The organism is Cryobacterium tagatosivorans (genome assembly GCF_004402215.1).
Taxonomy (GTDB): Bacteria; Actinomycetota; Actinomycetes; order Actinomycetales; family Microbacteriaceae; genus Cryobacterium; species Cryobacterium tagatosivorans.
Map to the genome: position 1 here is coordinate 1 of NZ_SOEZ01000033.1, position 24,891 is coordinate 24,891.

Genomic DNA, 24,891 nt, shown 5'->3' on the forward strand with positions numbered 1-24,891 from the left:
CCGGCAACACGATCAGCGACGACGGGTCGCCGGCGGTCCTCGTCGGCCGCGGCGCCGCGGCGACCATGCCGACCCGCCGCAAGCGCCACAGCGGCGTCCGAGTCCCGCACGAGTCGATGGCCCCGCCCGCCGCGGCATCCGCCCGCCCGGCCGTCACCCCGCTCCCGCGGCAGGCGCCCGCCGCCCCGGTCGGACCCGTGATCGCCAAACCGCCGATCCGGAAGCTCGCCAAGGACCTCGGCGTCGACCTCGCGGAGGTCACCCCGACGGGCCCGATCGGCGACGTGACCCGCGAGGACGTGCTGCGCGAGGCGACCCAGGCGAGCGTTTTCCGCAATATCGAGACCCCGGAGTGGCCCGCCGACCGCGAGGAGCGCATCCCGGTGAAGGGGGTGCGCAAGGCCATCGCCCAGGCGATGGTCAAGAGCGCGTTCACCGCGCCGCACGTGAGCCTCTTCGTCGACGTCGACGCCACCCGCACGATGGAGTTCGTCAAGCGGCTCAAGGCGTCGACCGACTTCGCCGGGGTGCGGGTGTCGCCGCTGCTGATCATGGCCAAGGCCATGATCTGGGCGGTGCGCCGCAACCCGACCGTCAACTCGACCTTCACCGACGACGAGGTCATCATCCGCCACTACGTCAACCTCGGCATCGCCGCGGCGACGCCGCGCGGGCTGATCGTGCCCAACGTCAAGGAAGCCCAGGACATGAGCCTGCTCGAGCTCGCTTCGGCGCTCGAACGGCTGACGATCACCGCCCGGGACGGCAAGACGAGCCCGGCCGAGATGGCCGGCGGCACGATCACGATCACGAACATCGGCGTGTTCGGCATGGACACGGGAACGCCCATCCTCAATGCCGGTGAGGCCGGGATCGTGGCGCTCGGCACGATCAAGCAGAAGCCGTGGGTCGTCGACGGCGAAGTCCGCGTGCGGTACGTCACGACCATCGGCGCCAGCTTCGACCACCGCGTCGTCGACGGGGATGTCGCCAGCCGCTTCCTTGCCGACGTGGCGAGCATCATCGAGGAGCCGGCGCTGCTGCTCGAATAGAGCGGCGGCCGGCGGGCACGGTGCCAACGGGCAAGACGGGGGAGGACCGATGAGCAATCCAGACGGCGGCGCTGCCCGTGCTGCCCGCGGCGCCTGCGCCCTTCTCCTCGGATCGCTGCTGCTGCTCACCGGCTGCGTGGCCGAGCCGGCGCCGTCCACGGATGCCCCGGCCGCGGATGCCCCGGCCGCGAGCGAGCGGCCGTCCGGGCCCGTGCTCGCCGCGAAGACGGCCCTGCCGAGCAACCCGCTCACCGTGATCGCCGGCGTCGATCCGGTCGGCGCCGCCATCGCGGTCAGCGCCGCCCTGTATTCACGCGCGCAACTGGTCGTCATCGCGCCGGTGGGCGACCTGGCGGCCCAGCTCCTCGCCTCCTCGGCCGCGGTCGCGCTCGGCGCCCCGCTCCTGCTCGCGCCGGCGACGGCTGCGCCGGCCGGGACCGCCGCGCTCGAGGACGAGCTCAGCCGCCTCGGGGCGTCCTCCGTGCTCATGGTGGGCGGGGACCTCTCCGGCCGGCCGGCGGGGATCGACCCGGCAGGGCCGACGGTGCTGCACGTGGACGCCACGGCCGCCGCGCTCGGCGCCATCCTGCCGGGCAGGCGCGCCACCGAGACCGAGGCCGAGACCGAGACCGAGACGGTGGCCTCGGCGGAGGCGCTGGCCGCCGTCGCGACGCTCACGGCCGACGCTCCGCTCCTGCTCAGCCTGACCCCGGATACGAGCCTGGCCCCGGATACGAGCCCGGGCGCCGACCTGGCCCCGGGCACGCCGACCGCGACGGCCCCGAGCCGACCGATCGTCACTCTCCCGCGTGTGCGGCGAACCGTGCCGCAGGCCGGGGTGCTGGTCCTCGCGGTGAACGACCCGGCCCAGCTGGCCGGCGCCGCCACGGCCCGGGCGGCCGGCGTCGAGGTGCTGCCCGTGCCGGCCGACCGGCCGAACCCGCAGGCATCCGCGGCCCTGGTGAAGGCGCTCGGAGCCGCCCGGCCGTCTGCCGTGCTCGCCCTCGGCGCGGCGTTCGGCGGCGAGGCGAACCTGGCCTGGAAGGTCGCAGCCGCCACCACCGGCACCCAGCTGCCCGGCGGCGGGCAGCTGCTCTTCCCCGGGCGGCTGCTCGTCGCGCTCTACGGAACGCCGGGAACGTCGGCGCTCGGCGTGCTCGGCGAACAGGAGCTGCCGGCGGCGATCACCCGGGCGAAAAGCATGGCCGGCCTGTACGCGGCGCACACCGACCGCACCGTCGTGCCGATGATGGAGATCATCGCCACTGTCGCGGCCGGGGCAGAGGGCGCCGACGGGAACTACTCCAACGAACTCTCCGTCGACGGCCTGCGGCCCTGGGTCGAGGCCGCGGGCAAGGCCGGCGTCTACGTCGTTCTCGACCTGCAGCCGGGACGCACCGATTTCCTCAGCCAGGCCAAGCGCTACGAGTCGCTGCTCGAACTGCCGCATGTAGGACTCGCCCTCGACCCGGAGTGGCGGCTCGGGAAGACCCAGCGCCACCTCGAGCAGATCGGATCGGTGGACGCCGCGGAGCTCAACTCGGTGGTCACCTGGCTCGCCGACCTGACCAGCAGGCACGCACTCCCGCAGAAACTGCTCGTGCTGCACCAGTTCAGCCTGAAGATGATCCGGCATCGGGACACCCTCGACACCTCCCGCCCCGAGCTCGCCCTCCTGTTGCACGTCGACGGGCTCGGCGGCCAGCCCGCGAAGCAGGCAACCTGGCGCGCACTGCAGGCGGGCGCGCCGGCGGGCATCGGCTGGGGCTGGAAGAACTTCATCGACGAGGACCACCCGATGCTCACCCCGGCCCAGACCATGACCCAGGTTTCGCCGAGTCCGGACCTGGTCACCTACCAGTGACCGACGCCCGACGGGCTCGCTCAGCCAGGCTATTGGTTTTGACAATCATTATCAATAGGCGTAGCGTCACAGCGTGCGACACAGACAGCTCTCCCTTACCGCCCTCGTGGCCGCGGCCGTGGTCGCGCTCTCCGGCTGCGCGGCCGGCCCGACCGAGCCCCAGGCCGGGCTCAGCATCGTGGCGACGACGACGCAGGTGGCCGACTTCACCCGTTCGGTCGTCGGCGACACGGCCGACGTCAAGCTCACCCAGCTGATCCAGCCCAACCAAAGCGCCCACAGCTTCGACCCGTCGGCCGCGGACCTGACCGCGCTGGGGCACGCCGACGTGCTCGTCGTCAACGGCGTCGGGCTCGAAACCTGGCTCGACGACGCGATTGCCGCCTCCGGGTTCGGCGGAGTCACGATCGACGCCAGCACGGGGATCACCCTGCTGGACGGCGACAACCCGCACGTCTGGACCGACCCCCGGAACGCCAACGCCATGGTGGACACGATCGCCGCGGGGCTGGGCGACGCCGACGCTCCGCTCGCCGCGGGGTTCGACGCCAACGCGACCGCCTACGGCGCCGAACTCACCCTGCTCGACGAGTGGACCCGCGACAACATCGATGCCGTGCCGGCCGCCGAACGGCTGCTGGTCAGCAACCACGACGCGCTCGGCTACTTCACCGCCGCCTACGACGTGACCTACGTCGGGTCCGTCATCCCGAGCTTCGACGACAACGCGGAGCCCAGCGCCGCCGAGATCGACAAGCTCGTGGCCGCGATCGCCGAGACCGGGGTCAAGGCCGTGTTCTCCGAGGCATCGCTCAACCCGAAGGCCGCGCAGACGATCGCCGACGAGGCCGGGGTGCGCGTCTACTCCGGCCCGGATGCCCTCTACGTCGACTCGCTCGGCCCGGCCGGCAGCGACGGCGAGACGTACATCGGCGCGCAGCTGCACAATGTCACCCGGATCCTCGAATCCTGGGGCGTCACGCCCAGCTCCGTCCCGGCCGGACTGGAATAGTGGTGCCGTGAACGCGAACACTCCCGCCCTGGCGGTCTCCGGCGCATCCTTCAGCTACGGACGTGAGCCCGCCCTGGAGCAGATCACCTTCGAGCTGGCGCCGGGCGAGGCCGTCGCCCTGATCGGGCCCAACGGCTCGGGCAAGTCGACCCTGCTCAAGGGCATCCTCGGGCTCATCCCGCGGGTCGGCGGCACGGTCGAGGTGCTCGGCGAGGCGACCGCCGCGGCCGGGACGGTCGGCTACCTGCCGCAGACCGAAGAGCTCGACCCGCAGTTCCCGATCACCCTCGAGCAGGTCGTGATGATGGGCCGGTACCGTTCGCTCGGCTGGCTGCGCCTGCCGTCGAAGCGTGACCGCGAGGCGGTCGCGCGCGCCCTCGACACGGTGGGCCTGACGGCCCGGGCGAAGAGCCGGTTCGGCGAACTGTCCGGCGGGCAGCAGAAGCGCGGCCTGCTGGCGCGGGCACTCGTGTCCGGTCCCCGCCTGCTGCTGCTGGACGAACCGTTCAACGGCCTCGACCCGGAGAACCGGGACGCCCTGATCGGCACGGTCGAGCGGTTGAAGGCGCGCGGCGTCGCCCTGCTCGTGTCGACCCATGACCTCGAACTCGCCCGAGCGGTCTGCGAAGAGGTGCTGCTGCTCAACGGCAGCCAGGTGGCGTTCGGCCCGCGCGATCGGGTGCTGACCCTGGACAATGTGCAGCGCACCTTCCAGGGCGTTGGCGTCGAAATGGACGAACACACGGTCGTCCTGCCCGGACACGAGGGCCACTAGGTGGACCTCGCCGGTTTCCTGTTCGACGCCTTCTCGTTGCCGTTCATGGCCCGGGCGCTGGCCGTGATGGCCGTGCTCAGCCTGGTCGCCGGCGTCGTCGGGGTCCTGGTGAACCTGCGCGGGCTGGAATTCATCAGCGACGGGCTGACCCACGCGGTCTTCCCCGGCATCGCCGTCGGCTTCGTCTGGGGCGGCCAGCAGGGGCTCTTCGCCGGCGCGATGATCGCCGCGCTCGTCGCCGCGGTGACGCTCACCCTGATCGCGCGCAGCAGCGTGCCCACGGATGCCGGCATCGCGGTCGTCTTCACCGCCATGTTCAGCGTCGGCGTCATCGTTGTCACCCGGGAGGCGGACTACGCCGGCCAGCTCGAGCAACTCCTGTTCGGGCGCCTGCTGACCGTCGGCCCGGCCGAGGTCGTGCAGACGATCGTGATCTGCGGCGTCGCCCTGCTGGTCGTGCTGGTCACCCTCAAGGAGCAGGTCTTCCGGGCCTTCGACCACACCGGGTTCACCGCGGCCGGCTATCGCCCGCTCCTGCTCGACCTGCTGCTCAACTCCGCGATCGCGCTCGTCGTCGTGGCGGCGTCGAGCGCCGTGGGCAACCTGCTCGTGCTCGCTGTGCTGATCGTGCCCGGCGCGGTGGCGCGCCTGCTGACCTCGCGGCTGTGGCTGCTCTTCCCCCTCGCCGCGCTGTTCTCCGGGGTGGCGGCGTGGCTGGGGCTCGCGCTCGGTTACGCGGCATCCGTCGACTTCGGCGTCGACCTGCCGAGCGGCGCGACCGTGGTGCTCGTGCTGGTCGCCGGCCACGCCGTCGTCCTCCTCGCCCGGCTGGCCGTCGACCGCGTCCGCGGCAGGACGGCCCGCTGATGGGCTACTTCGAGAAGGCGCTGCTGGCCGCCCTCGTGATCGGGGCACTCTCCGGACTGGTGGGCGCGCTCGTCGTGCTGCGCCGGCGAACGTTCTTCGCCCAGGCACTCACCCACGCGACCTTCCCCGGGGCGGTCGGCGCCGCGGTCCTGGGCGTCAGCATCCCCCTCGGTGCGGCCATCGCGAGCGTCGCGATCGTCGGCGTCATGACCCTGATCGGCAAGGTCGAGCGGCATGGCAGCCAGGTGGCGTCCGGCATCGTGCTGACCGCCGGCTTCGCCCTCGGGGTGCTCCTCCAGGCCCTGAACCCGTCTCTGCCCGTGCAGGTCGACTCCTACCTCGTCGGGTCGATCCTCACCGTGACGACCGGCGATCTCATCCTGGCCACCGGCGTTCTCGTCGTTGCCGTCGCCGTGGTCGTCTTCCTCGGCAAGGAGATCATCTTCTCCACCTTCGACAAGGGCGGATTCCGCGCCGCGGGCTATCGGGAATGGCCGATCGAACTGCTCAGCCTCGCCCTGATCACCGGCACTGTGGTGATGGCGATGCCGGCCGTCGGCGCCATCCTCGCCATCGCGCTGATCGCGGCTCCCGCGGCCGCCGTGCGGCTGCTCGCCCGCACGCCGGGCCAGATCTTCGTCGCCGCGCCCCTGGTCGGCGCGGCCTCCGGGGTCATCGGCGTGCTGCTCTCCCTCGCCCTCGACGTGGCGGCCGGGCCCGCGATCGCGCTCACGGCGGCCGCGTTCTTCCTGGCCGCACTCGCGGTGCGAGCCCTCGGCCGGGCGCGGATACGGTGGAGAGCATGAAACGAAACACCTGGCAGCGGGAGGCCGTGCGTGCGGCCCTCGACAAGGCCGAGGGTTTCGTCAGCGCGCAGGGCCTGCACTCCACCCTGCATGCCACCGGCTCGCCGATCGGCCTCGCCACGGTCTACCGGGCGCTCGCGGACCTCGCCGCGGAGGGCGCCGCGGACTCCCTGCAGTCGCCGGAGGGCGAGAGCCTGTACCGCGCCTGCAGCACCAACGACCACCACCACCACCTGATCTGCCGCAACTGCGGCGTCACCGTGGAGATCGAGGCGGATGCCGTGGAAATCTGGGCCAGGAACGTGGCGGCCGAGCACGGCTTCAGCCAGGCCGCGCACGTCGTCGACGTCTTCGGCCTCTGCGCCGCCTGCGCCCCCGTCGCCCCGTAGCGCAGGTGTCCCGTAGCGCCGACGGTTTGCGGATGGGGCGCCGAGGCCGTAGAGTTGACCGTTGCTGCGCACATCCGTGCGTGCATTGCCGTTTTCGCGGCCACCTCCATTCGTGGTGAGTGACTGCGTTCCGGCCGACAAGAGATCTTGGGAAGGGCATTCGCCCTTCGGTAATGGAGGAAACCATGGCAGCTGTCTGCCAGGTGACTGGAGCCGTTCCCGGCTTCGGACACAACATTTCGCACTCGCACCGACGCACCAAGCGTCGCTTCGACCCGAATGTCCAGAAGAAGACATATTACGTACCCTCGCTCCGCCGGAACGTCACGCTGACCCTGTCGGCCAAGGGCATCAAGGTCATTGACGCACGCGGCATCGAGTCCGTCGTCAAGGACGTACTCGCTCGTGGGGTGAAGATCTAATGGCAAAGCAGCATGACGTCCGTCCGATCATCAAGCTTCGTTCGACCGCCGGAACGGGTTACACCTACGTGACCCGCAAGAACCGTCGCAACGACCCCGACCGTCTCGTGCTCAAGAAGTACGACCCCGTAGTGCGCAAGCACGTTGACTTCCGTGAGGAGCGCTAAAAATGGCGAAGAAGAGCATGATTGCCAAGAACAACCAGCGCAAGGTGATCGTTGAACGATACGCCGCCAAGCGCCTCGAGCTGAAGAAGGCTCTCATCGACCCGAACGGCACCGATGAGTCCCGTGAGGCCGCCCGCCTGGGCCTGCAGAAGCTTCCCCGCAACGCTTCGCCGGTGCGCCTGCGCAACCGCGACGCGGTTGACGGTCGTCCCCGCGGACACCTCAGCAAGTTCGGCATCTCGCGCGTTCGCTTCCGCGACATGGCGCACCGGGGCGAGCTGCCCGGCATCACCAAGTCCAGCTGGTAACACCCCGGACGGCCGCCTGGGCGGTCATCCGAAACGTCCTCAGGGGATGTCGACTTCGGTCGGCATCCCCTGTGTCGTTCCGCGTTGAGCGAAAAAAGGCGCGACTCGCCGTGCAAATAGGCCTCGAATGGCCGTAAATCCGCGTAATTCCGCCGATCTCTGTTAGATTCAACGCGGTCGAACCGACCAGCGGAGTGGTTCCCAGGAGCCGCATCCGTTCGCCCTAACTACCTGTTTCTACGAAGGTCCGAGGAGGACACTCAATGGCTGACAAGTCGCTGAACAAGACCGAGCTCGTTGCCAAGGTTGCCGCAGACTCTGGCCAGAGCCAGACTGCCGTCGACAGCGTTCTGAACGCTTTCTTCGCAACCCTCGCCGACACCGTTGCCAACGACGGCAAGGTCACGATCCCGGGATGGCTCGGAGTCGAGCGCACCGCAACCGCCGCTCGCACCGGCCGCAACCCGCAGACGGGCGAAGAAATCCAGATCGCCGCGGGCCACCGCGTCAAGCTCACCGCCGGCAGCAAGCTCAAGGCCGCCGCGAAGTAACATCCGGTACCTGCATGACAGAAGGGCGTCGACCTCGGTCGGCGCCCTCTGCTGTACCCGCTGCGCGGAACAGGCAAAGTCGGCGCGGCTCCGGCCGGAGCCGGGGCCCGGCCCGCACGGTTAGGCTGGCTGGGTGCCACGTCTTGTCCGCCTCGTCGGTCCGGCAGCCCTGCTGCTGGTCGCTCTGCTGGCGACTCTCGCCGGGCTCGCCTACGGTGGCGGCTCGGCCGCACAGCTTCTGGCCGACCCGGGGCCCGTGGTGCGCTGGGGCCTGCCGGCAGCCAAGCTGCTGGTCAACCTCGGCGCCGCCGGAACCATCGGCGCCCTGGTCCTCACCGCCTTCGCGCTGAGCCCCAGGGAACGCGAGTTCAACACCGCGCTCGACTTCGCCGCGGCATCCGCCGCCGTCTTCACCGTCGCCGCCGCGCTCACCGGGTTCCTCACCTTCCTGCAGGTGACGAACGTCTCGCTCAGCTTCGACGACCGGTTCAGCGCGACGATGGGCCAGTTCTTCAGCCAGATCGAAATCGGCCAGGCCTGGCTCGGCACGTCCCTTATCGCCGCCGGCGTCACGGTGCTCTGCTTCGCGGTCCGAAACCAGACGGCAATCGTCTTCGTGGCCGTCCTCGCGGTCGCCGCGCTCGTCCCGATGGCGCTGCAGGGGCACTCGGCGGGCGCCGCCGGCCACGACGCGGCGATCACCGCCCTCGGCCTGCACCTCCTCTTCGCCGCGGTCTGGCTGGGCGGCCTGCTCACCGTGGTCGTGCTCCGCGACCGGCTCGGCGCCGCCCGCCTCGATCTTGTTCTCTCCCGCTACTCGACCGTCGCTGTGGTCTGCTTCATCGTGGTCGCCGCCTCGGGCTACGTCAGCGCGGAGCTGCGCCTCGGCAGCCTGGACCGTCTCCTCAGCCCCTACGGCGTGCTCGTCCTGGTGAAGGTGGCGGCGCTGATCGTCCTGGGCGGCTTCGGTGCCATCCAGCGACGGTTCGTCATCGGCCGGATGACGGCCGGCACACGAAACTCCGGTCGGTGGTTCTGGTGGCTCGTCACCGCGGAGCTCGCCTTCATGGGGCTGGCCTCCGGCGTCGCCGCGGCGCTCGCGAAGACGGCACCGCCCGTCGCGCAGGTCACCGCGGACGAGATCCCGACCGCGACGCCAGCGCAACTCCTCACCGGGGAGCCGCTGCCGCCCGAGCTCACCTTCTCCCGCTACTTCACCGAGTGGAACGTCGACCTCGCCTGGGTGCTCTTCTGCGCCTTCGGCATCTTCTTCTACCTCGCCGGGGTGCGGCGGCTCCGCCGCCGCGGTGACGCCTGGCCGCTCCACCGCACCATCTTCTGGGTGCTGGGGATGCTGGCCCTGTTCTACATCACCAACGGCGGCGTGAACGTGTACGGCAAGTACCTCTTCTCCACCCACATGCTCGCGCACATGGCGCTGACGATGCTCGTGCCGGTGCTCCTCGTGCCCGGGGCGCCGGTCACTCTCGCCGCGCGCGCCATTCGCAAACGCCACGACGGCAGCCGCGGTTCGCGCGAATGGATCCTGCTGGCCGTGCACTCCCGGTTCGCCGGGTTCGTCTCGCATCCGATCGTGGCGGCCGTCATCTTCGCCGGCTCACTCTGGATCTTCTACTACTCGGCGCTGTTCAGCTGGGCCACCACCGACCACATCGGCCATGAGTGGATGGTCGTGCACTTCCTGATCACGGGCTACCTGTTCGTGCAGTCCCTGATCGGCATCGATCCGGTGCCGTACCGGCTGCCGCACGCGTTCCGGTTGCTGCTCCTGCTCGGCACGATGGCGTTCCACGCCTTCTTCGGGGTCGCCCTGATGACCGGAACCGGGCTGCTGCTCGCCGACTGGTACGGGGCGATGGGCCGCGCGTGGGGCCCGAGCGCCATCGCCGACCAGCAGGCGGGCGGCGGCATCGCCTGGAGCATCGGCGAGATCCCGACGATCGCCCTGGCGATCGCGGTGGTGATCCAATGGAGCCGCGGCGATGAGAAGGAATCACGGCGCCGCGACCGCAACGAGGACCGCACCGGTGACGCCGAGCTCGAGGCATACAACGCCCGGCTCGCCCGGCTCGCCGCGCACGACCGCTAACCGGCCGCTTCGGCTCAGTGCGGCCGGCTCAGTGTGGCCGCCTCAGTGCAGCTGGATCGCCAGCGCCCCGTCCGGTTTGATCGTCACGCTCAGGGCCACCGTGAACGGCACGTCCTCGTCGCGGGTAGTCAGCTCCCCGTCGAAGAGGGACCGGACGTCGACGACGATGTGCGCCTGGCCGACGGTCGGTGGCATCTCGAACGTGGTCTGTCCGGCCGCAAGGGCGACCACCGGGAAGCTCGCGATCGACCACGCCGGCAGCCCCTGCACCTGGTCGTTGATCTCGATGCCGAACGGGCAGTTCGAGGGCTGCAGCACCTTCTGCGTCGCGCAGGCCGTGAGGAAGTCGTTCAGTTCGGTCTGCACCTGCTTGATGAACCGCCTGTTGGGCATCGCGTCGATCGTGACATCCGTGGCGGCGGTGGCGGAGGTGACGGGGATCGCCTGCTTGGCGGCGGTGAGCAGGGTGGAATCGTGCGTGAAATCGTAGAGCGCCGGGGCGAAGGCGAGGTAGGCGGCCTGGTTCGAGAACGTGACAGGGGCCTCGGCCGCCGCGTGGGCGCGCGTGTCGAGGGTGAGCCCATTGACCGTGAACGTCGCCTCGTGCAGCACGGTCACCTGCAGCACGGCCAGCGGGCTGGTCGTGAAGCGCCAGCTGTCGAAGACCCCGGCGAAAGCGCCGGTGCGGGCCACCGCGAATTCCATGGTCGACTTCCTGCCGTCCAGCTGAAAGTCGTAGACCACGGTGTGGCGGCCGTTGTCGCCCGCGGTGTCGCTGCGCAGCTCGATGTCGCTGAGTTCGCCGAGCACCGACCCGCGCAGCAGCGTCGAGGGGACATCCCTGGGCAGCCCGGCCTCCGTGAGCCGGGCGTTCGTCAGCTCGACTCCGGGCATTGCCAGCGCGCTCGCGGGGTCGTGCCTGGCCAGGGCCTCGAGGTACTGGCGCACGAAGCCGCCGGCGCTGTAGACCTCCCGGTTCAGCGAACCGATGGCGGCGAGGAGGGCGCCGAGCAGGAGCGCCGCGATCACGCTCACGGCGATGATGGCGCGCCGCAGGCTTCTCCGGCTCTCGCCGTCCCCGATGGTCACTTCAACATCCTACGGGCGCGGGCTCGCCGCCCCCGAACGACCGTTCCGCCACGGTCGTATCCCCAGCCACGGAAAGTCCCGGCGTTTGCCGGGCCGGGACGGTTACAGTGGAATGTTCCCCACCCGCGCCCACCGAAAGTGCCCCCGTGTCCGAGATCCCGCTGTCCCGCGAGCAGGCCGAAGTCTTCGCCGCGATCGAGAGCACGCGCCAGAACGTTTTCGTCACCGGGCGCGCCGGCACGGGTAAGTCGACGCTGCTGAACCACCTCTCCTGGCACACCAGCAAGCAGATCGTCATCGCGGCGCCGACCGGCGTGGCAGCGCTGAACGTCGGCGGGCAGACCATCCACTCCCTGTTCCGGCTGCCGATCGGGGTCATCGCCGACCACGTGATCGACCAGTCCGACCAGGTCCGCAAGCTGCTCAACACCATCGACACGCTCGTGATCGACGAGGTGTCCATGGTCAACGCCGACCTGATGGACGCGATCGACCGCAGCCTGCGCCAGGCCCGCCAGCGCCCGCACGACACCTTCGGCGGGGTGCAGATCGTGCTCTTCGGCGACCCGTACCAGCTGGCACCGGTGCCCGGCGACTCCGACGAGCGCGCCTACTTCGCCGACACCTACCGGTCGATGTGGTTCTTCGACGCGAAGGTCTGGCAGGACGCCGAGCTGCGCATCTTCGAGCTCACCGAGATCCACCGCCAGCACGACGCGGACTTCAAGCACATGCTCAACGCCGTGCGCCACGGCCAGGTCACCGCCGAGATCGGCGGAGCGCTCAACGCCGCGGGGGCACGCCCGGCGCCCAGTGAAGGGGTCATCACCCTGGCAACCCGCAATGACGCGGTCAACCGCATCAACGCGGCCGCCCTGCAGCGCCTCTCCGGCCGGCCACTCACGGCCAAGGCGGAGATCACCGGCGACTTCGGCGGACGCACATTCCCGGCCGACGAGGTGCTCGAGCTCAAGGTGGGGGCGCAGGTGATGTTCCTGCGCAACGACTCCAACCACCAGGACGGCGGGCAGCGCTGGGTGAACGGGAGCATCGGCACCGTCACGAAGGTCGACTCCACGGTGTACGTCGACATCGACGGCGACACCCACGAGGTGGAGCCCGCGGTGTGGGAGAAGTTCAAGTACAGCTACAACCCGCTGACGAAGAAGCTGAAGAAGGATGTCGTGGCCGAGTTCACGCAGTTCCCGCTGCGGCTGGCGTGGGCCGTGACGATCCACAAATCGCAGGGCGCCACCTACGAGCGAGCCGTCGTCGACCTCGGCTCACGGGTCTTCAGCCCCGGCCAGACCTACGTCGCCCTCAGCCGGCTGACCAGCCTCGAGGGCCTCTACCTGGCCCGCCCGCTGCGTCCGAGCGACGTCATCGTGGACGAGAACGTGCAGCGCTTCATGCAGGGCGAGCGTGCGGCCCTCGCCACCGAGGAGATCCCCCGGGGCTAGTGGCCGGTGTGGCCGTCCGTGTGGCCGGTGCCGTGGTCGGTGTGGCCGCCGGGAGCGTCGGTCCCCGGCGTGGAGTGCGAGCCGTGCGGAACGGCGAACTCGCCGGCCCTCGTGGCGGCCAGGGCGCTCGTGGTCTGTCCGGAGAACAGCATGCCGCCGACCATCAGGGCGGCGAGGAAACGCCAGGCCGCCTGCGGCTGGGGTGAGGCGACCGCGACGTCGGCACGGGGGGAGGCCGCGGCATCCGTTGTCGCCGGCCGGGCGTCGATGTCCCTGGCTTCGCTGCGACGGGACCAGGCGAGGGAGCAGGCGAGCGCGATGTCGAAGAACGAGGCGACGGCCATCGGGTAGAAGGGCAGTCCCGTCGCATCTGCGGAGACGCCCAGGCCGCTGCCGAGGATCGCCGTGATGCCCCAGACGAAGATCGGGACGAGGGCGAGGGCGACGGTGGCATCCGGGGCCAGGACGCGGCCTCGAATGAGTGTCGCGACACCCCAGCCGAGTTCGGCGATGCCGAAGCCGACCAGGATGATCGCGAGCGGGAGAGGAGCACCGGCGCCGACGGCCAGATGCACCAGTGCGGCGCCGATTGCGGCGAAGGCAAGCCAGGTGCGAGCGACGGGGGTCATGTGGTGCTCCTCTCCTCGGGTGTCGCTGTTCGGACTACGCGGTCGCGGTGGCGTGGACGCGAGCGGACCGCTCCGCGCCGATGCCGGCGCCGAGGAGCACGATGGCGCTGGCCAGGTGCAGGAAGTGGTCGGCCGTGTTCAGGGCCAAAATGTTCAGCGCCGAGCCGACGATGAAGAATCCGACGATCCCGAGGAGCAGGTAGACGGCTCCGACGGTGGAGTTCACGGCCTTGGCCGCGGACACGCTGGAGAGCCCGGCGATCAGCAGTGCGGCGCCGATCAGCAGGTGGGCGACGTTGTGCAGCGGGTTGACGGCGAAGATCCCGAGGAGCAGGCCGCCCTCGGTCGCAATGAAGCCGATGCCGCCTGTGACGGCGAAGCCCAGCAGGCCGACGAGTACGTAGACCGCGCCGAAGACGGTGCCGAGCAGTCTGTTAGGTGATGTGCGCATTTCTGTTGCCTCTCTTAGGTGCCCCGGTGATCGGGTTCAGGTGTTGTTCGGAGATGCCCGTGAATCGGATTGGTGTTAGCTGCCAATCTGATCCGAGAACCCCCCGGTGCGCCGCACCTGGCGGGGCGCATTTCTTCGCCCACCGCCGGCGCGCGGATTCCTCCGCGTGGGTACACTCCCCGGTACAAGGGCCATTAGGGAGCCTGGGGGTGCCAATGGACAGTCGACCCGTTCCGAGACGCGGGTGGCCGAGACACAGGTGGGCCGCGCTCGCGATGATCCTCGGAGCCTCACTCGCCTTCTCCGGTTGCGTCAACGAGACCCGTTCGGCCCCGGACCTGACCGTTCCGCCCGGCTCGCGGCTGCCGGCCGGCGTCACCGAACGGCTCGATGCCGCCCTCGCCGACGGGCTGGCCCTGTCCGGATCCTCCGGGGCGCTGGCCGGGGTCTGGGCGCCGTGGGCCGGGGACTGGGTCGCGACACCCGGCACCACCACGATGACCGGCGATACGCCGATGACGCCCGACATGCGGTTCCGGATCGGGACGAACACCACGTCGATGACCTGCACGGTGCTGCTCAGGCTCGTGGAGGATGGGCGGGTGAGGCTCGACGACCTCGTCTCCCGCTACCTGAGCCGGAGTGCCGAGGTCGAGGGGATCACGCTTGGCCAGCTCTGCCGGAACACCTCGGGACTGGCGGACTACTATCGTGCGCTCTCGCCCCAGTTCGTGGACAATCCCACCCGGCAGTGGCCGCCCATGGAAATCCTCGCGAGCGGCCTGGCCGGCAAGCGCCTCTCGGCGCCGGGCGGCGCCTGGTCGCAGTCCAGCACGGGCATCATCCTGCTCGGGATGGCGCTGCAGTCGGCGACCCGCCAGGACTGGGGCTCCCTCTACCGGAGGTACATCTTCGAGCCGCTGGGGCTCGCCCAGACGTCCTTCCCCTCGAGCGATGACGTCCGGCTCCCGGACCCGCACCCGCACGGCTACGCGGCGGCGGTCGACGCGGCAGGGCTGCCGTCGTGCGACCAGCTGCGCGACGAGACCGAGCTGTCCAATTCCATGGGCTGGGTCGCCGGCGGTGTCGTCTCAACCCTCGCCGACCTGAGGACCTGGGCGCGGGCCTTCGCCGAGGGCAGCGTCCTGTCCGAGGCCTCGACGGATGCGCAGTGGGCGACCGTGCCGCAGGGCGGGACGTCCCCGCTGTGGCAGCGTTACGGCCTGGGCGGCCAGCAGCTCGGCCCGCTGCGGGGCCAGGCCGGTGCGATCCCGGGCTTCCTCTCCGCCACCCTGGTCGACCCCGCGAGCGGCCTGACCATCGCGGTCGTGCTCAACAACTCGACCGCCGGGTCCGCGTTCGTGCAGGCCCTCGCGCAACGCCTCGCCGGGATCGCGGCGAAGGCGCCGGCGACGGAGGCCGCCGAGGCTCCCGCCATCCGGCTGCCCTGGTCGGCGGAGCAGGCCGCCGAGGCGATGCGCGCCGGCGCGGCCTGCCAGGCGGCGACTGTGGCCGCTGGCTAGAATCCGTTCATGGCCATCACCCCCGACACCAAGGACTGGACCTGGGTCCTCGAGAAGCCCTGCCCCGAGTGCGGTTTCAGTGCCGCCGAGGTGGCCTTCGACGACATCCCCCGGCTGATTCGCGAGAACGCGGCCGCCTGGGGTCCCGTCCTGGCGCGCACCGACGCGGCCGTGCGCCCGAACGACCACACCTGGTCCGCCCTCGAGTACGCGGCGCACGTGCGCGACGTCTACCGGATCTTCGCGGTGCGGCTGGGCCTCATGCTCAGCGAAGACGACCCGCCGTTCGCGAATTGGGACCAGGATGCCACGGCGGTCGCCGAGCGGTACAACGAGCAGGACCCGGCCACGGTCGGCCGGGAGCTCGCCGTCGCCGCCGCATCCCTCGCCGATGCCCTGGCCGGCGTTCGGGAGCCGGACCGCGCGCGCACCGGCCGTCGCAGCGACGGCGCCCGCTTCACCGTCACCACCCTCGCCCGGTACCTCCTTCACGACCCCGTCCACCACCTCCACGACGTCCGCCGCCCACCCGCCGAACTGTGAGTTCGGCACCTTCCCGGGCCCCGCGAAGGTGCCAAACTCACGGTTCGGCGAAGGGAGAGGCGGGGATGTCGAAGGCGGCGGGGGTCAGCGGGGGTGGGCGGGGTCGACGGACTCGAGGTGCTCCGGCACCCTCGCGTTCCAGCCGAGCTCGTGCTTGATCCGCAACCGCAGAGCATCGGCGGAGGAGGGCTCGCCGTGCGTGAGGTAGGTCATCGCTGGCGGTCGCGGGGCGGCGCGCATCCACTCGATGACCCCGTCGGCGTCGGCGTGGGCCGACATGCTCTCGAGGGCGACGACCTCGGCCTTGATCGGCACGTCCCGCCCGTAGATCCGAAGGTGGTCGTCGCCGCGGAGGAGCGCGGCGCCGCGCGTTCCACCGGCCTGGTAGCCGGTCAGGATGATGGCATTGCGCCGGTCGGACCCGTAGGCCATGACGTGGTGCAGGATGCGGCCGCCGGTGAGCATCCCGCTGGCGGAGATGATGACCATCGGGCCGCCGCGCAGGTTGAGCAGCTTCGACTCGTCGACGCTGTGCACCAGCGTGGCCAGCCGGTACATCTCGGTGAATTCCTGCGGCGTCAGGCGGTGCTCCTCGGCGTGGCGCCGGTAGATCTCCGAGGCGTCGATGGCCATCGGGCTGTTCAGGTAGATCGGGATCGGGGGGATCGCGCCCGTCGTCCGCAGGCGCGACAGGTGCAGCAGCACGGACTCCGAGCGGCCGACGGCGAAGGCCGGGATCAGGACGACTCCGCCGCGCCTGGCCACCCGCCGGATCACCGACCCGAGTTCCTCCTCGGGGTCGGCCGGTGAGTGGGTCCGGTCCCCGTAGGTCGACTCGGCCACGAGCACGTCGACCGCCCCGAGTGCCCGTGGGGGCTTCATCAGGGGGTCGTCCGCCCGGCCGAGGTCGCCGGTGAAGTGCACCGCGGTCCCGGCCACGTCGAGCCGGACCTGGGCGGCGCCCAGGATGTGCCCCGCGGGGATGAAGCTTGCCCGGAGAGCCGGCCCGAGGTCCAGTTCCTGGTCGAAATCCCGAACCCGGAACGACTCGAGTGAGCGAACCGCATCCTCTGCCGTGTACAACGCCCGGGGATTCGCGTGCCGGGACGACCCGCGTTTCTTCGAGTAGGACGCTTCCTCCTCGAGCAGGTGGCCGCTGTCGGGCAGGACCAGGCCGCACAATTCGGCGGTCCCGACCGTTGAGTAGATGGGGCCGGTGAAGCCGTCCCGCACGAGGGCTGGGAGGTATCCGCTGTGGTCGAGGTGCGCATGGGTGAGGACCACGGCGTCGATGGATTCGGGCGGCACCGGGAAGGGAAGGCGGTTCCGGTCGCGCAGGAGCTTGTAACCCTGGAAGAGTCCGCAGTCGATGAGCACCCGGCGGTCACCCGACTCGACGAGGTACCGCGACCCGGTGACGGTGTCGGTGGCTCCGAGGAAGTGGAGTGCCGAATCTGAGCGTTGCGCCACGGTGGCCTCCCCACGAAGTCGATGGAGTTCCGGATGACCTGCACCGCGTCGCCGGTTCAGGCCCCAAGCTATTTTCGGCGACCGCTCCTGTCAAGGGCAGGCGCGCCGGCATTCGCGCCTGCGACCTGTGCCTCGATGGCGAATGACAGCGCGTAATCGGCGGCCGCCGCAGCGGGATTTCCGGGGCGGCAGTACACTCGGCGCCAGAAATGGAGGCGAAGAACAATGTCAGCCGAATCAGCGCCGTCACCGCCGTCCCAGCCGTCACCGCCATCCCCTCCGGTGGGACCACGGCCGTCTCGGCGGTCACGCGTGATGCCGGCGGCAGACGGATGCCTGCTGACCGCCGGCGCATTCGCCCTGGGCACGGCGGCGAGTTTCGCGCTCGACTCGGCTGCGGGCTGGAACGCGGGCGTGGCGACGATTTCCTGGATCATCGGCGTGGCCGGATTCTTCGTCGGTCCCGTCCTGGCCTGGCTGCTGCATCGGCGCCGGGTTGGCTGGCTGGCCACCCTCGGTGCCGTTGCGGGGTACGTCCTGGGCGGAGGCGCCGTCTACGCGGCAACCCTGCTGGCGGCCCTGGTTACCTGGCTCGTCCGGCTGGCGACCGGCTCCGATATGGCTGGAGCGCTGGCATACTTCGTGGCGGTGATGGCCGCGCTGTTCGCGCTGGTCGTGTGGCTGGTCGTCGACGCCGTGCGGGACCTCTCCGCGACGCGGCGGCACCACGTCGGGCTCGACATCGCCCGCATCCTTGCGGCGCTGGCGGTGATCGGCTTCACGGTCGGCGTCGTCGTGCTGACGACGATGGGCTCCGGGTTCGATCCGGAGGCCCTCGCATTCATGCTGGCAGGGGCCCTCAGCGGCGGAGTGGTGGTTGCGGCGGCCGACTTCGCCGTCCGCAACGTGGCCACGCGGCAGGGAATGGGCGGCGAGGCAGGATCCGGCCGTGCTGTAAACGCCGTGCGGTGACCACTGTGCGGTGAACGCTGCGCAGTGAATGCTGCGCAGAACTCGTTCAGCCGAGTGCCTCCCGTGCTCGAGCGACGGCCCGTCCTGCCTCGGCGGCCTCCCTGCTCGCCCGGTCGCGGTCCCGAGCCAGGCTCCGCGCCTCGGTCGCCGTCGCGGCCAGGTCTCGCGCCAGGGCGGCAGCACGGTCCTGGAGCGCGTCGAGTTTCCCTTTCACGCTGCTCGCGGCGCAGGGCCAGGTCGGCCTGGCGGCTTTCCACGGCCCGCAGCTCCGCCTCGGCCGCCGCGGACCTGCCTTCGGCCAGGTCGAGTGCCCGCTGGGCGCGGGCAGCCTCCCGCTCCGATCGGCGGGCGTCCTGGGCGGATTCGACCGACGATTTCGCACCCGTTCGCGGCGCGGCATCCGCCCGCGCGACCGCACCGGCGACGGCCCCGGCGACGGCCCCGGCGACGGCGCCGGACAGGTCCGGCGGCTCGAATCCGGTCGACGCCAGCGCCCGCACCAGTCGGCCGCTGCGCACCGCCAGCGCGGCTTCGGGGTCGGCCAGCGCGGCCTGCAGGGTCTGCGCGACCTCGGCGACGGCCGAGTCGCTGATCGGGGCGCCGAGCTCCCGGGCGAGGTCGCCGGCCCGGCGCGCCACGGCGGCGATGAGGGTCTGCCGCTCCCGGCCGAGCCGCTGGAGTTCGTCCCGGTTGAGGGTGTGCTGGGCCTCGCGGAGGGAAGCGCCGAGAGCGAGGATGCCGTCGATCTCGTCGGGGCGGCGGCGTGCCAGCATGTTCACGGCCCATGCGGCGGCCGAGGGCTTGGGCAGCCGACGCACCTGGCCGGCCAGCGCCTTGTCCCGCTGCGCCAGGGCCTTCGCGCGGTCGTTGCGGGTCCCGGTGAATTCGGCCTGCGGCAGGGCGTACACCTCCTCGGCCGCGGCGACCAACTCCGCCGCTGCCTTCGGGGCCTCCTCGCCGTGGTTTCGCACTCGTCCGGCCAATCCCGTGCTCGCTCCTGCCGTGGACAAAAGGACAGTAGCAGGCGAGCGACGGCCTCGCGAGGCCCGCGCGCCCCTTCCCGTGACGGATGCACGGTGCCGGGCTACCCTTGAAGCATGTGCCGGAACATCCACACGCTCCACAATTTCGAGCCGCCCGCCACGGACGACGAGGTGCACGCGGCCGCACTGCAATACGTGCGCAAGATCAGCGGCGCGACCAGGCCGTCGAAGGCCAATGCCGAGGCGTTCGACCGGGCGGTCGCGGAGATCGCCCACATCTCGAGGCACCTGCTCGAGGACCTGGTCAGCGCCGCCCCGCCGAAGAACCGGGATATCGAGGCCGAAAAGGCGAAGGCGCGCTCGGCGAAGCGGTTCGCCGCGGCGTAACCGCTACGCCCCGGGCGCCCGTTCGACCCGGTAGCGCAGGTACACCATGCCGTTGCCGAACCGGCGTTCATCGAGCAGGTCGAGCCTCAGCCGCACCCCGTCGGGGAGGAAGCGCGTGCCGCCGCCCACCACGACCGGCGCCACGAACATCCCGATCTCGTCGACCAGCCCGGCCGCGATCGCCTGGCCGGCCAGGTCGGCGCCGCCCACACTGACGTCGCGCGGCGCCGCCGCCAGGAGCCGCCGGACGGCGTCCGGGTCGAAGGACCGCTCGATCCGCGTGCGCGCGGTGGACGTCGTCGCCAGGGACCTCGATAAGACGACCTTGTCGGCCGCCTGCCAGATCGCCGTGAAGTCCCGGATGACCGGCGGAGGGTCGGCGAGGGTGTGCGCGGTTTCCCAGAAGCTCATCACCTCGTACATCCGGCGCCCGAAGAGATAGGTGCCGACCGATCGTTCGAGGTCGTTGATGAAGGCGTGCACCTCGTCGTCCGGCACGGCCCAGTCGAAGCTGCCGTCGGCGTCGGCCAGGTAGCCGTCGAGGGACGTGATCCCGGTGTAGCTCAGTGTGGCCATGGAGCGGATCCCTTCCAACGCGCTGGTTCTGCCGCTGTCCGACCAGTAGTACCACCACGGGGCCCTGGCCGGGGGACCGCTTAGGCTCTGCACATGTACACCTCTCAGGATCTTCGGCTCAGCGACGGCCGCACGCTCCGGGTTCACGACAGCGCGGCCGGGGCGGCGGGCGCCTTCACCGTGCTGTGGCATCACGGGTCGCCACAGACCGGCGCCCCCCTGGAGCCGCTCCTCACCGCGGCGCGCGGCCGGGGCATCCGCCTGATTTCGTACGGCCGACCGAGCTATGGCGGGTCGTCCCCTCGGCCCGGCCGGAACGTCGCGTCGGCGGCGTCCGATGTGGAGCAGCTGGTGGACGCCCTCGGAGTCGACCGATTCGCGGTGATGGGCGCATCCGGCGGCGGCCCGCATGCCCTCGCCTGTGCCGCGCTCCTGCCGGCGCGGGTGACGGGCGCGGCCTGCCTCGCCGGCCTCGCCCCGTTCGACGCCGCCGGCCTCGACTTCTTCGCCGGCATGGTCGGCGACGGCGCCTCCCTGCGGGCGGCCGCGTCCGGCCGCCGGGCGCGCGAACTCCATGAGGCGACGGAGGAGTTCGACCCGGACAGTTTCAACGACCGCGACTATGCGGCCCTGGCCGGCGCCTGGTCGTCGCTGGGCCGGGACGTCGGCCTGGCATCGGCCGCCGGATCCGACGGCCTGATCGACGACGACCTCGCCTTCGTGGGCCCCTGGGGCTTCGACGTCTCGGCCATCAGAGCGCCGATTCTGCTCGTGCAGGGCGACCAGGACGCAGTCGTGCCGCCGGCGCACGCCGAGTGGCTGCTGCGCCAGTGCCGTGAGTCCGAGTTGTGGCTGCGCCCGGGCGACGGCCACATCGCGGTCCTGGACGCGTGCCCGGCGGCGATGGACTGGCTGCTGGCGCGCGCCTGAACGGGACGCGAGGGCGCCGGCGCGGTCAGGCCTTGCCGACGTCGACGGCGTCGCCGGCCGGCACGGAAACGATGGCCTGGATCGTCGAGGGGATCGCCGTGGCGGCGTCGCGATCGCTCAGCCGTCCGGCGCGGATCTCGCCGGACGCGCCGTGCAGAATCGCGAAGAAACAGGCCGTGATCCAGCTGGACGACTGGTCCGAGCGGAAGGCGCCCTCGGCCTGGCCGCGCTCGATGAGCCCGCGAACGCGGTGCAGGGTCCGGTCATGGTGGTCGCGGATGCGGTCGGCCCCGAGCTCCTGCTCGGCGGCGGCCATGAGCCCGTGCAGCTTGTCGATGATGCGCCAGGATGACCGGATGAGCAGGTCGAGTGCCGCGCGCGGGTCCCCGCCGAGGTCGAGCGGAGCCAGCTGAGCCTCCGCCTCGTGCATCGTCTGCTCGACGACCGCCTCGAGGAGTTCCCTGCGGGAGGAGAAGTGCCCGTAGAGGGTCACGCGTCCGATGCCGGCCGCCTGGGCGATCTCCGCCATGCTCGCCCGGGGGTTGACCGACAGGCAGGTCACCGTTCCGTCAAGGATTGCCGCCCGGTTGCGCTGGGCGTCGGCACGGCGATTTCGGTCATCCAGGTCAGTGGTCATGAATTAACACTATCTCAAACAGCAATGTATGGGTTAATATCAATTCAAACACTGATGTACGACTTAGGAGGAACCGTGTCCCACCCGATATCCACCATTGGCCACCACGCCCCGGGCCACGAGCAATCGCGCGGCCGCTGGCTGGCCCTCGCGCTGCTCTGCGCTGCCCAGTTCATGCTCATCCTCGACATCACCGTCATGAATGTCGCACTTCCCCAGCTGGGCCGGGACCTCGGACTCGACAGTGCCGCCGCCAGCTGGGCGATCACGGCGTACGTCATCCCCTTCGCCGGCCTGCTCCTTTTCGGCGGCCGGCTTGCCGACCTCTTCGGATCCCGGCGGGTCGTGCTGATCGGCCTGGTGATCTTCACCGCAGCGTCACTGCTGGCAGGGTTCGCCGCCGACACGAGCACCCTGCTGCTTGCTCGCGCCGCCCAGGGAATTGGCGCGGCCCTCCTCTCCCCGGCCGCGCTGGCCACGGTCACCGGCCGGTTCAGCGGCGCCGAACGCCACCGTGCCCTGGCGACCTGGGGCGCCGTCGGAGCAGCCGGCGCCGCCGTTGGCGTGTTGATCGGCGGCCTGCTCACGGAGGGACCCGGATGGCGCTGGATCTTCTTCATCAACGTGCCGATCGGTATTGTCGTTGCTGTGCTCCTTCCACTCGTGGTCCCCGCCGTGCGCGTCGTCCGCGGAGGCCGCCGGGTCGATCTGATCGGAGCCCTTCTGGCCACCCTGGGCGTGGGCACGCTGATCTACGGGATCACCAGCTTCTCCACTGACCTGCCGCCCGCCGGCTCCCTGGCGCTCATCGCCGCGGCCGCGGTGCCCTTCGTGCTGTTCGTGGTCCGCGAGCGCACGGCGAAAGATCCCCTGCTGGACCTCGCCATCGTCGGCCGGCGGCCGATGCAGGCCGGCATCGTCGTCATGCTCGCCGCCAGTGCGCTGCTCGTCGGGAGCTTCTTCCTGCTGTCCTTCGTGCTGCAGGGACACCACGGCTGGTCGCCCCTGGCCACCGGAGTCGCCTTCCTCCCGGTGGCGCTGGCCACCCTGGTGGGAGCCCACCTCGGCGGAAACCTCGTCGCTGGGAAGGGTGCCCGGCCGGTCGCGACCGCCGCGTTCCTCCTCACCGCCGCCGGAACGGCCACCGCGGCCCTGCACCTGGAGACGATCCCCCTGCTGATCGCGGGCGTCAGCGTCGCGGCGCTCGGCCTCGGCGGTGCGTTCGTCGCGGCGACGACGACCGCCATGTCGCACGTCGCGCCGCAGGAGATGGGCATCGCCTCGGCGATCATCAACACCTTCCACGAGCTCGGCGTCGCGGTCGGCGTCGCGTCCCTCTCGGTCATCGCTGCCGCAAGCCTCAACGCGCCGCAGACCACGGGCGGCTTCATTGCGGCGTACTCGGCCGTCGCGTTCACCGCCGTCGTCATCGCCCTGGTCGCCCTGGTGTTCGTTCCGGTGGGAAAGCCCGCCGCGAATGCTCCGCGATTCATGCACTGACAACCATTCATCCGTTCGGGCCGGTCACGGTCCACTCATCGACAGACAGGAAACCATGTTCGCCAACCCCGCAGCATCCGCCGCCCCCCCGCAGAAGCCGGGTCATCGACCTCAGCCACACGATTGCCGAAGGCCTCGTCACCTATCCCGGCCTGCCGGCGCCCACCATCAGTTCGTTCCTGTCCCGCCAGGACTCGGCGTCCCGCTACGCACCGGGGACGGAGTTCACGATGGACATCATCACAATGATCGGCAACACCGGCACCTACATCGACAGTCCGTTCCATCGCTACGCGGGAGGGACCGATCTCGCCGGGCTGGACATCGAAACCCTGGTCGACCTCCGCGCCGAGGTGTTCCACCTCTCCGCGGCGGCCGAGAGGGGAATCGGCGCCGAGGTCTTCCGGGACCGCGACCTGGCCGGTGCGGCGGTGCTGCTGCACACCGGCTGGGACCGGCACTTCGGCGAGGAGGAGTACGGGCACGCGGCGCCCTACCTCACCGAAGAGGGCGCACGCTTCCTCGTCGACGCCGGTGCCGCCCTGGTCGGGATCGATTCCGTCAACATCGACGATGCGTCCTCGGGCGGTGAACGACCGGCGCACACGCTGCTGCTGGCTGCCGGGATCCACATCGTCGAGCACCTGACCGGCCTGGACCGGCTGCCCGCCCGGGGCGCCCGATTCACCGCGGTTCCCCCGAAGATCGAGGGCTTCGGAACGTTCCCGGTGCGCGCGTTCGCCGTTCTCCCGGAGGCGGCTGACGAGAGCCGGGTCCAGGGCGTGTCTCCCCAAGGGTAATGCCCGGGTGATTTTGAGCCACGCGTGCGATACGCCGCTGCGCGGGTGGCGCATCGCCCGCGTAGCGGCGTGCAGCCCGCGAATCCTGCCCGCACCACCGAATTCGGAGCCCTCAACCGGCCTGCCCCCACGCCTCGCGAAGCCAGGCGAGGACTTGCCCGTCGACATCCGCCACCGAGCGAAGCTCGAGGTGATGGGTGAATCGGCCGGGACGTGGCTCGACGACCTCCTTCCAGCGCGCTGAAGCGTCGCGCAGGGGCAGGGCGATCGTCAGGACGAGCGGCGCGACGTCGCCCCGCAGGTACTGGCCGGGCAGCCAGGTCCAGGCGAACGCACGTCGTCGGCGGAAGGCCACCTGGCTCCGGGTGACGCGCATCGTGGCCGGTCCGATCGACTCGATCGCCGAGCGGACGACGTCGAAGAGCTCGCGCGAGAGCGGGTCCCGGCCCGAGAAGTACTGCTCGAGCGGGATCGGCTCCGCGCGGGCGCTCGCCATCCCGGGATCGGTCACTCTTCCGCCGCGGCAGCGCCGTTCATCGGACCCTCCTTGCAGCGCATAGTAGCAAGACGCCCCGCACCGGCACGCAGCCCACTAGGCTGTCGGGAAATAGGGCTGGG

General features: G+C 70.7%; 28 protein-coding genes. 20 read left to right on the forward strand and 8 right to left on the reverse strand.

Going from position 1 to position 24,891, the window contains the following annotated elements; translation table 11 throughout:
- The 12 genes from E3O23_RS05995 to E3O23_RS06050 form a co-directional block, all read left to right on the forward strand.
- Positions 1-1,052, forward strand: a 1,052-nt coding sequence (locus E3O23_RS05995; RefSeq protein ID WP_134489134.1) for a dihydrolipoamide acetyltransferase family protein, incomplete at its 5' end; no start/stop codon positions are given.
- A 49-nt stretch (positions 1,053-1,101) separates the two neighbouring features.
- A complete protein-coding gene (locus tag E3O23_RS06000) occupies positions 1,102-2,916 on the forward strand; it encodes a hypothetical protein (RefSeq protein ID WP_134489136.1) in 1,815 nt (604 codons plus the stop codon).
- 73 nt (positions 2,917-2,989) lie between these two features.
- Entirely contained in the window at positions 2,990-3,928 is a 939-nt protein-coding gene (locus tag E3O23_RS06005) for a metal ABC transporter substrate-binding protein (RefSeq protein WP_134489138.1), read from the forward strand.
- A 7-nt stretch (positions 3,929-3,935) separates the two neighbouring features.
- Positions 3,936-4,703, forward strand: coding sequence for a metal ABC transporter ATP-binding protein (locus E3O23_RS06010; protein ID WP_241983350.1), 768 nt, complete (start codon positions 3,936-3,938; stop codon positions 4,701-4,703).
- Positions 4,704-5,570: a metal ABC transporter permease gene (locus E3O23_RS06015; protein WP_241983351.1), complete on the forward strand. Its 867-nt coding sequence runs from the start codon at positions 4,704-4,706 to the stop codon at positions 5,568-5,570.
- The gene (locus E3O23_RS06020; protein ID WP_134489142.1) at positions 5,570-6,376 is read left to right on the forward strand and encodes a metal ABC transporter permease; all 807 of its coding nucleotides are present in this window, start codon (positions 5,570-5,572) and stop codon (positions 6,374-6,376) included. The genes E3O23_RS06015 and E3O23_RS06020 overlap by 1 nt, the downstream gene beginning before the upstream one ends.
- Entirely contained in the window at positions 6,373-6,765 is a 393-nt protein-coding gene (locus tag E3O23_RS06025; protein ID WP_134489144.1) for a Fur family transcriptional regulator, read from the forward strand. Before E3O23_RS06020 ends, E3O23_RS06025 begins: the two co-directional genes overlap by 4 nt.
- A 185-nt stretch (positions 6,766-6,950) precedes the next feature.
- On the forward strand, positions 6,951-7,187 hold the full coding sequence (gene rpmB, locus E3O23_RS06030) for a 50S ribosomal protein L28 (protein WP_092322739.1): 237 nt from the start codon (positions 6,951-6,953) through the stop codon (positions 7,185-7,187).
- Positions 7,187-7,354 carry a 50S ribosomal protein L33 gene (rpmG, locus tag E3O23_RS06035; protein WP_092322741.1) on the forward strand — a complete coding sequence of 56 codons (168 nt, stop codon included), beginning with the start codon at positions 7,187-7,189 and terminating at the stop codon, positions 7,352-7,354. The genes rpmB and rpmG overlap by 1 nt, the downstream gene beginning before the upstream one ends.
- A gap of 2 nt (positions 7,355-7,356) precedes the next feature.
- Positions 7,357-7,662, forward strand: a complete 306-nt coding sequence (rpsN, locus tag E3O23_RS06040) for a 30S ribosomal protein S14 (protein WP_092322742.1) — start codon at positions 7,357-7,359, stop codon at positions 7,660-7,662.
- A 263-nt stretch (positions 7,663-7,925) separates the two neighbouring features.
- Positions 7,926-8,213, forward strand: coding sequence for an HU family DNA-binding protein (locus E3O23_RS06045; RefSeq protein WP_134489146.1), 288 nt, complete (start codon positions 7,926-7,928; stop codon positions 8,211-8,213).
- A gap of 133 nt (positions 8,214-8,346) precedes the next feature.
- Positions 8,347-10,323 carry a bifunctional copper resistance protein CopD/cytochrome c oxidase assembly protein gene (locus E3O23_RS06050; RefSeq protein ID WP_134489148.1) on the forward strand — a complete coding sequence of 659 codons (1,977 nt, stop codon included), beginning with the start codon at positions 8,347-8,349 and terminating at the stop codon, positions 10,321-10,323.
- A gap of 42 nt (positions 10,324-10,365) precedes the next feature.
- Here the strand turns inward: E3O23_RS06050 and E3O23_RS06055 are convergent, their stop codons facing one another.
- Positions 10,366-11,412 (reverse strand): hypothetical protein, encoded by a 1,047-nt coding sequence (locus tag E3O23_RS06055; protein WP_134489150.1) that lies wholly within the window; start codon positions 11,410-11,412, stop codon positions 10,366-10,368.
- A gap of 146 nt (positions 11,413-11,558) precedes the next feature.
- Between E3O23_RS06055 and E3O23_RS06060 the strand changes: the two genes are divergently transcribed.
- The gene (locus tag E3O23_RS06060; protein ID WP_134489152.1) at positions 11,559-12,872 is read left to right on the forward strand and encodes an ATP-dependent DNA helicase; all 1,314 of its coding nucleotides are present in this window, start codon (positions 11,559-11,561) and stop codon (positions 12,870-12,872) included.
- Here E3O23_RS06060 and E3O23_RS06065 read toward each other — a convergent pair.
- Positions 12,869-13,501, reverse strand: coding sequence for a hypothetical protein (locus tag E3O23_RS06065; protein WP_134489154.1), 633 nt, complete (start codon positions 13,499-13,501; stop codon positions 12,869-12,871). The genes E3O23_RS06060 and E3O23_RS06065 overlap by 4 nt on opposite strands.
- Positions 13,502-13,535: 34 nt before the next feature.
- On the reverse strand, positions 13,536-13,952 hold the full coding sequence (locus tag E3O23_RS06070) for a DUF4383 domain-containing protein (RefSeq protein ID WP_134489156.1): 417 nt from the start codon (positions 13,950-13,952) through the stop codon (positions 13,536-13,538).
- Between the two features lie 275 nt (positions 13,953-14,227).
- On the opposite strand from E3O23_RS06070, the gene E3O23_RS06075 reads away from it, so the two are divergent.
- Complete coding sequence (locus E3O23_RS06075) at positions 14,228-15,475, forward strand: serine hydrolase domain-containing protein (RefSeq protein ID WP_166790419.1); 1,248 nt, start codon at positions 14,228-14,230, stop codon at positions 15,473-15,475.
- Positions 15,476-15,484: 9 nt separating this feature from the next.
- Complete coding sequence (locus E3O23_RS06080; RefSeq protein ID WP_134489160.1) at positions 15,485-16,018, forward strand: DinB family protein; 534 nt, start codon at positions 15,485-15,487, stop codon at positions 16,016-16,018.
- Positions 16,019-16,102: 84 nt separating this feature from the next.
- Here the strand turns inward: E3O23_RS06080 and E3O23_RS06085 are convergent, their stop codons facing one another.
- Positions 16,103-17,488, reverse strand: coding sequence for an MBL fold metallo-hydrolase RNA specificity domain-containing protein (locus E3O23_RS06085; protein WP_134489162.1), 1,386 nt, complete (start codon positions 17,486-17,488; stop codon positions 16,103-16,105).
- Between the two features lie 312 nt (positions 17,489-17,800).
- Here E3O23_RS06085 and E3O23_RS06090 point away from each other — a divergent pair, with 312 nt between their 5' ends.
- Positions 17,801-18,460, forward strand: a complete 660-nt coding sequence (locus E3O23_RS06090; RefSeq protein ID WP_134489164.1) for a hypothetical protein — start codon at positions 17,801-17,803, stop codon at positions 18,458-18,460.
- 46 nt (positions 18,461-18,506) lie between these two features.
- Here E3O23_RS06090 and E3O23_RS18045 read toward each other — a convergent pair whose 3' ends face one another.
- Positions 18,507-18,674 carry a hypothetical protein gene (locus E3O23_RS18045; RefSeq protein WP_166790420.1) on the reverse strand — a complete coding sequence of 56 codons (168 nt, stop codon included), beginning with the start codon at positions 18,672-18,674 and terminating at the stop codon, positions 18,507-18,509.
- A gap of 883 nt (positions 18,675-19,557) precedes the next feature.
- Between E3O23_RS18045 and E3O23_RS06095 the strand changes: the two genes are divergently transcribed.
- The gene (locus tag E3O23_RS06095; RefSeq protein ID WP_134489166.1) at positions 19,558-19,830 is read left to right on the forward strand and encodes a DUF2277 domain-containing protein; all 273 of its coding nucleotides are present in this window, start codon (positions 19,558-19,560) and stop codon (positions 19,828-19,830) included.
- Positions 19,831-19,833: 3 nt separating this feature from the next.
- Here the strand turns inward: E3O23_RS06095 and E3O23_RS06100 are convergent, their stop codons facing one another.
- On the reverse strand, positions 19,834-20,406 hold the full coding sequence (locus E3O23_RS06100; protein ID WP_134489168.1) for a dihydrofolate reductase family protein: 573 nt from the start codon (positions 20,404-20,406) through the stop codon (positions 19,834-19,836).
- 93 nt (positions 20,407-20,499) lie between these two features.
- Between E3O23_RS06100 and E3O23_RS06105 the strand changes: the two genes are divergently transcribed.
- Complete coding sequence (locus E3O23_RS06105) at positions 20,500-21,336, forward strand: alpha/beta fold hydrolase (RefSeq protein ID WP_134489170.1); 837 nt, start codon at positions 20,500-20,502, stop codon at positions 21,334-21,336.
- 25 nt (positions 21,337-21,361) lie between these two features.
- Here E3O23_RS06105 and E3O23_RS06110 read toward each other — a convergent pair whose 3' ends face one another.
- Entirely contained in the window at positions 21,362-21,973 is a 612-nt protein-coding gene (locus tag E3O23_RS06110; RefSeq protein WP_134489172.1) for a TetR/AcrR family transcriptional regulator, read from the reverse strand.
- Positions 21,974-22,048: 75 nt separating this feature from the next.
- Between E3O23_RS06110 and E3O23_RS06115 the strand changes: the two genes are divergently transcribed.
- Positions 22,049-23,473, forward strand: coding sequence for an MFS transporter (locus tag E3O23_RS06115; protein ID WP_198415141.1), 1,425 nt, complete (start codon positions 22,049-22,051; stop codon positions 23,471-23,473).
- A gap of 104 nt (positions 23,474-23,577) precedes the next feature.
- Complete coding sequence (locus E3O23_RS06120; RefSeq protein WP_255453295.1) at positions 23,578-24,273, forward strand: cyclase family protein; 696 nt, start codon at positions 23,578-23,580, stop codon at positions 24,271-24,273.
- A gap of 112 nt (positions 24,274-24,385) precedes the next feature.
- Here the strand turns inward: E3O23_RS06120 and E3O23_RS06125 are convergent, their stop codons facing one another.
- On the reverse strand, positions 24,386-24,784 hold the full coding sequence (locus tag E3O23_RS06125) for a DUF5655 domain-containing protein (RefSeq protein ID WP_134489178.1): 399 nt from the start codon (positions 24,782-24,784) through the stop codon (positions 24,386-24,388).
- Positions 24,785-24,891: the final 107 nt, after the last annotated feature.

What these genes read in the sequence shown, in the direction of transcription:
- E3O23_RS06000 (WP_134489136.1), top strand. Translation starts at nt 1,102, where the DNA reads ATGAGCAATCCAGACGGCGGCGCTGCCCGTGCTGCCCGCGGCGCCTGC.
- E3O23_RS06020 (WP_134489142.1), top strand. Translation starts at nt 5,570, where the DNA reads ATGGGCTACTTCGAGAAGGCGCTGCTGGCCGCCCTCGTGATCGGGGCA.
- E3O23_RS06025 (WP_134489144.1), top strand. Translation starts at nt 6,373, where the DNA reads ATGAAACGAAACACCTGGCAGCGGGAGGCCGTGCGTGCGGCCCTCGAC.
- rpmB (WP_092322739.1), top strand. Translation starts at nt 6,951, where the DNA reads ATGGCAGCTGTCTGCCAGGTGACTGGAGCCGTTCCCGGCTTCGGACAC.
- rpmG (WP_092322741.1), top strand. Translation starts at nt 7,187, where the DNA reads ATGGCAAAGCAGCATGACGTCCGTCCGATCATCAAGCTTCGTTCGACC.
- rpsN (WP_092322742.1), top strand. Translation starts at nt 7,357, where the DNA reads ATGGCGAAGAAGAGCATGATTGCCAAGAACAACCAGCGCAAGGTGATC.
- E3O23_RS06045 (WP_134489146.1), top strand. Translation starts at nt 7,926, where the DNA reads ATGGCTGACAAGTCGCTGAACAAGACCGAGCTCGTTGCCAAGGTTGCC.
- E3O23_RS06065 (WP_134489154.1), bottom strand. Translation starts at nt 13,501, where the DNA reads ATGACCCCCGTCGCTCGCACCTGGCTTGCCTTCGCCGCAATCGGCGCC.
- E3O23_RS06070 (WP_134489156.1), bottom strand. Translation starts at nt 13,952, where the DNA reads ATGCGCACATCACCTAACAGACTGCTCGGCACCGTCTTCGGCGCGGTC.
- E3O23_RS06075 (WP_166790419.1), top strand. Translation starts at nt 14,228, where the DNA reads ATGATCCTCGGAGCCTCACTCGCCTTCTCCGGTTGCGTCAACGAGACC.
- E3O23_RS06080 (WP_134489160.1), top strand. Translation starts at nt 15,485, where the DNA reads ATGGCCATCACCCCCGACACCAAGGACTGGACCTGGGTCCTCGAGAAG.
- E3O23_RS06095 (WP_134489166.1), top strand. Translation starts at nt 19,558, where the DNA reads ATGTGCCGGAACATCCACACGCTCCACAATTTCGAGCCGCCCGCCACG.
- E3O23_RS06100 (WP_134489168.1), bottom strand. Translation starts at nt 20,406, where the DNA reads ATGGCCACACTGAGCTACACCGGGATCACGTCCCTCGACGGCTACCTG.
- E3O23_RS06105 (WP_134489170.1), top strand. Translation starts at nt 20,500, where the DNA reads ATGTACACCTCTCAGGATCTTCGGCTCAGCGACGGCCGCACGCTCCGG.
- E3O23_RS06110 (WP_134489172.1), bottom strand. Translation starts at nt 21,973, where the DNA reads ATGACCACTGACCTGGATGACCGAAATCGCCGTGCCGACGCCCAGCGC.